Origin of the sequence: Methylobacterium sp. WL18 (assembly GCF_008040015.1) — a bacterium.
Taxonomy (GTDB): domain Bacteria; phylum Pseudomonadota; class Alphaproteobacteria; order Rhizobiales; family Beijerinckiaceae; genus Methylobacterium; species Methylobacterium mesophilicum.
Window position 1 is genome coordinate 1 of record NZ_VRVD01000334.1, and the last position, 5,067, is coordinate 5,067.

At 71.1% G+C, this 5,067-nt stretch carries 5 protein-coding genes; 1 reads left to right on the top strand and 4 read right to left on the bottom strand.

What is annotated here, in order from left to right:
- On the bottom strand, nt 1-819 hold an 819-nt coding region (locus FV228_RS19850), incomplete at its 3' end, for an ATP-binding protein (protein WP_147856190.1).
- A 172-nt stretch (nt 820-991) separates the two neighbouring features.
- On the opposite strand from FV228_RS19850, the gene FV228_RS19855 reads away from it, so the two are divergent.
- Nucleotides 992-2,668: a methyl-accepting chemotaxis protein gene (locus FV228_RS19855; RefSeq protein ID WP_147856191.1), complete on the top strand. Its 1,677-nt coding sequence runs from the start codon at nt 992-994 to the stop codon at nt 2,666-2,668.
- A 9-nt stretch (nt 2,669-2,677) separates the two neighbouring features.
- On the opposite strand, the gene FV228_RS19860 is transcribed toward FV228_RS19855, so the two are convergent.
- The 3 genes from FV228_RS19860 to FV228_RS19870 all read right to left on the bottom strand — a co-directional run.
- Nucleotides 2,678-3,691, bottom strand: a complete 1,014-nt coding sequence (locus FV228_RS19860; RefSeq protein ID WP_147856192.1) for an adenosine kinase — start codon at nt 3,689-3,691, stop codon at nt 2,678-2,680.
- 52 nt (nt 3,692-3,743) lie between these two features.
- Nucleotides 3,744-4,322, bottom strand: a complete 579-nt coding sequence (locus FV228_RS19865; protein WP_147856193.1) for a Uma2 family endonuclease — start codon at nt 4,320-4,322, stop codon at nt 3,744-3,746.
- Nucleotides 4,323-4,364: 42 nt separating this feature from the next.
- A partial coding sequence (locus FV228_RS19870; RefSeq protein ID WP_147856194.1) for an MFS transporter occupies nt 4,365-5,067 on the bottom strand: 703 nt, incomplete at its 5' end.

The window sequence follows — 5,067 nt, forward strand, 5'->3', positions numbered from 1 at the left end:
GGCCAGCACCGCCTCGCCCCAGGCCTCGTAGCGGTCGCGCAGGCGGCGCAGCCGGGCGAGCCGGCTCTCCAGCTCGCCGATCGTCTCCAGCAGGCGGCGCCAGTTGGCGATGGAGAGCCGCACCCGCTCGACGTCCAGGGGCTCCGGGTCGAGCACGAAGGCGCGCACGAAGGCGCTGGTGTCGAAGATCGGCTTGAACGCCACGGCGTTGGAGAAGCTGCGCAGGAAGTGCCGCGGCTCGGGGGAGGGCGCGCCCTCCCGCAGGGTCGCCAGGATGTCGGCGGTGAAGCGCTCGCCGGAGGTCCGGTATTCGGTGAAGCTCGCCGCCCGGGCGCGCAGGTCCGCGGCGATCTCGCTCCACGGCGCCGTGAAGCTGCCGCCCGATGCGGTGCGGGCATAGTCGGCGATCTCGAACCTGTGGCCGACCGCGATGAAGCGCGACAGCACGGTCTCGCGCGGCTCCACGGCCCGGGCGGCCAGCGCCAGCCCGACCGTGACGGTGCGGCCGGAGGCCGGATTCTCGAACACCAGGGCCAGCACGGTCTCGCAGGATTCCCGGGTCGGCCTGCCGCCCTCGGCCGGGTCGCTGATCCAGCCCAGGCAATAGTCGCGCACCGTGCGGGCGCTGCGCCCCGAGGCCGAGGCGTTCAGCGCCAGCCGGCTGGCGTTGTTGCCGGCCAGCACCGTGCCGACCGCGTCGAAGATCGTGGACTTGCCGGCCCCCGTCGGCCCGACCAGGGCGGCGGCGCCCCGGAGGCGGATCTGCTCGCGCCGGATCAGGTACCAGTTGGAGATGGCGATGTCGGTGAGGACGTACACGATGTCGGGAGGCCGGGCCGCTGTCGGAGGGTTGCGTGGTCCAGTTGGCCGGGTTCGGCCGCGCATGCAAGCTTCGGCGTGACCGGCGCCGGGCTGTCACCTCCGCCGGGATTCACAACTTGTCAGACAATTTATCGCTTGTATCGTCCCCCCGGGGGGATCGATCAGAACCATGCGTGCCAGCCTGAAGCTCACTTTGAGCGGCCTCTTCGCCCTGCTCCTCCTCGCCGCCGCGCTTCAGGGCGGATTCGCGATCCATCGGATGATCGCCCTCGACAGCCAGCTCGCGGCGCTGCTCGATCACGCGGTGCTGTCGATGAACGAGGCGCAGGCCATCGAGGCCCTGGTGATCCGGTCGCGCCTCGCGCAGGTCCGGTTCGTCACCGCGGCGGCGGAGACCGAGCGGCAACTCACCGTGAAGGAAGTGGACGGGCTGACCCGGGAGCGGAACGCCAAGGTCGAGGCCTACCGGGCGCTGATCGCCTCGCCCGACGAGAAGGCCCGGTTCGACGACCTGCTCGCCAAGCTCAAGGTCCAGCATTACGACTGGGAGCGGCTGCGCGGCTTCAGCCTCGAGCAGCGCGACGCGGCGATGTCGTATTTCCGCGGGACGATGAACGGCCATTACGTCGCCGCCGCCGGAGCCGCGCACGCGCTGGCCGAGATGAACATCCAGGCCGGCGACGCGGCCGGCCGCAGCGCGCGCCAGAGCCAGGCCGAGGCGGTCCGCTCGACCGTGATCATGTTGGGCGTCACGCTGCTGATCGCCCTGGGGGCGACGCTCTACAGCTTCGTCGGCGTCTCGCGCCCGATCACCGTCATGACCCGGGCCATGCGCCGGCTGGCGGACGGCGACGCCCGGGCGGAAATCCCCTACGCGGCCCGCCGGGACGAGATCGGCGCCATGTCGGCCGCCGTGCAGGTGTTCAAGGATGGCCTGATCCGGGCCCAGGCGCTGGAGGCGGAAACCGCGCGCGCCCGGGCGGACGCCGAGGAGCAGCGCAAGACGGGCATGCGCCACATCGCCGACGCCTTCGAGGGGTCCGTCGGCGGTATCATCGGGACGGTTTCGGGGGCGTCCGCGGCGCTGCAGGCCACTGCCGCCACCATGACCAGCACGGCCTCCGGCACCGCCAGCCAATCCCTGCGGGTGGCGAGCGCGGCCGAACTGGCTGCCGCCAACGTCAACACCGCGGCCTCCGCGGCGGAGGAACTCGAAAGCTCCGTCCAGGAGATCGGCCGTCAGGTGTCGAGCGCCGCGGCTTTGACCCAGGCCGCCGTCGAGGACGCCGCGTCAACGGCTCATCTGGTGCAGGAGCTGAGCGGTGCCGCCGCCCGGATCGGCGACGTGGTCACGATGATCACCAGCATCGCCGGACAGACCAACCTGCTGGCGCTCAACGCGACCATCGAGGCGGCTCGCGCCGGCGAGGCCGGGCGCGGCTTCGCCGTGGTCGCTGCCGAGGTGAAGGAGCTGGCGAGCCAGACCGCCCGGGCCACGGACGAGATCAGCGGTCATATCGGGCGGATCCAGGCTTCGACCGAGGACGCGGTCTCGGCCATTGGCCGCATTGGCGGGCGGATCCAGGAGATCAGCGCCGTCGCGACCCTGATCGCGGCCGCGGTAGAGGAGCAGGGGGCCGCGACCCGGGAGATCGCCCGCAACGTCACCGAAGCGGCGTCGAGCGCCGGCGAGATGACGAGCAGCATCTCCGGCGTCGCGGACGCCGCCAACCAGACCGGGACGGCGGCGGACCAGGTGCTCAGCTCGGCGTCCGAGCTGTCGCTCCGGTTCGAGCATCTCCGGAGCGAGGTGACACGCTTCCTCGCGACGGTGCGGGCCGCCTGAAGATTCGGATCAGAGCAGGCCGCGCGCCTTGGCGAGGCCGATCAGGTCGGCCTGGGGGCGCGCGCCGATATGCTGGATCACCTCGGCGGCCGCCAGCGTGCCGAGGCGGGCGCTGGCGACGTTGTCGAGGCCGCGGGCATGGCCCGCCAGGAACCCGGCCGCGAACAGGTCGCCGGCCCCGGTCGTGTCCAGAACCTCGCGGACCGGGCTCGCCTCGACGGACCGGACCTCGCCGCCCTGCACCACCAGGGCGCCGTCCGACGAGCGGGTGACCAGGCCGAGCAGGTGTCGGCCGCGGGCGTTGCGCTCGTCGCGCAGGGCGGCCACGGCGGCCTCGGGATCGTCGGTCTGGTAGAGGCTCTGGAGTTCGCCGATATTGGCGAACAGGATGTCGATGCTGCCGTCGCGCACGAGGCCCAGGAACTCGTCCCGGTAGCGGCCGACGCAGAATGCGTCCGAGAGGGTCAGCGCCACCGCGTTGCCGGCCTGGTGGGCGATCTGGACCGCCTTGCGGAACGCATCCTTGGCGGCGGGCGGGTCCCACAGGTAGCCTTCGAGGTAGACCACCCGGGCCGAGGCAACGAGCGCCCGGTCCACGTCCTCGGGCTTCAGCCCCTGGCAGGCGCCGAGATAGGTGCTCATCGTGCGCTCGCCGTCGGGCGTCACCAGCACGAAGCAGCGGGCCGTGGCCGGCCCCTCGGTCGCCGGCGGAACCGTGAAGCCGACGCCCGTGGCCTTGAGGTCGTGGCCGAACAGGCCGCCGAGCTCATCGTTCCGAACTTTGCCGACGAAGCCGGTCTTGGCGCCGAGCAGGGCCGCGCCCACCGCGGTGTTGGCCCCCGAGCCGCCCGAGACGATCGTGGCCGGGCCCATCGCGGCGAACAGGGCCTCCGCGCGCTCCTCGTCGATCAGCTGCATCGCGCCCTTGCTCACCCCCTGGGCGTCCAGGAAGGCGTCGTCCGTGCGGGCGATCACGTCGACGATGGCGTTGCCGAGCACGAGGAGATCGAGGGGTGTGGTCATCCGGGCGTCCTGATTCGCGTTTGCGCCGCTGTGACATCCACCTCGGATCGGATCAAGCCGCGGGCTCTGCGGGGGGCGGGAGATCGGCGAACAGCTCGGCGACGGACAGGCTCAGGCCGGGCGGGGTCAGGTCGAGGGTGCCCTCGGTGGCGATCCGGGTCGCGATCAGCCCTTCGGCGCCGCGCGCATGGTGGATGACCAGGCGCTTGACCGGGTCGATCATCAGATAATGCGCGACGCTGGCGATGCTGAAATAGCCGGATAGCTTGCTGCCGGAATCGACTGTAACCGTGCTGGGCGACAGCACCTCGACCACGAGGATCGGATTGGGGATCTCGATCGCGTCCGGGTCCGCACGCGCGCCGCAATAGACGAGGGCGTCGGGCTCGAAGACCGTCGTGTCGTCGATGCGCACGCTCATCCCGTCCGGCAATGCGCGACAGGGGAGCTGCGTCCGGTTCAGGGCGGATCGGAGGGCGAGATAAGCCGAGGCCTTGACCTCCGCATGCCGAACCCGCTCCGGCGACATCGCGACAACCTGGCCTTCGACCAGCTCGTAGCGTCCCGGCTGGTCCTCGGCCCAGACCAAGAACTCGTCGACATTCATCCGGGGCTTCGGCTGCGCGATCATGGCTTTAAGGTATCACGATTCGCTACCGCACCGAGGCGAGCCTCACCCCGCGATCTTCTCCAACGCCACGTCGCGGGTGCGCGGCCCCAGCAGCCCGACCAGCGACCCAGCCGCCAGCATCGCCGCGGAGATGAACAGGAAAACCCCCGGGGTGCCGGCCTCGCGCAGCACGAAGGCGATGACGAACCCCGTAAAGATCGCCGAGAAGCGGCTCCAGGAATAGACGAAGCCCACGGCCCGGGCGCGGATGCCGGTGGGGAACAGCTCGGCCTGGTAGGCGTGGAAGCTGTAGGACATCACGTTGGAGGCCAGCGTCAGGCCGATCCCGAGCGCGACGATCGTCGGGACATCCCGGGTCTGCGCGAAGGTCAGCCCGCAGGCGATGTAGACCAGCGCGGCGGCCACGATGACGTGCTTGCGCTCGAACCGGTCGGCGATGGCGAGCCCGATCAGCGGCCCGACCGGGGCGGCCAGCGCGATCAGCGCCGTGTAGGCGAGGCTCGACGTGATGGTGATGCCCTGCGCCACCAGCAGCGTCGGCACCCAGTTGGCGAAACCGTAGAAGCCCACCGTCTGGAACACGTTGAAGCCGGCCATCATCAATGCCCGGCGCCGGTACGGCGGCACCCAAAGATCGCCGAACGCGCCCCGCCTCTGGATCGGCTCCGGTGGAGCGGGCGGCGGCAGGGGGCGGCCATACTCGGCGGCGACCTGGCCTTCCAGGCGCCGCAGGACCGCGTCGGCC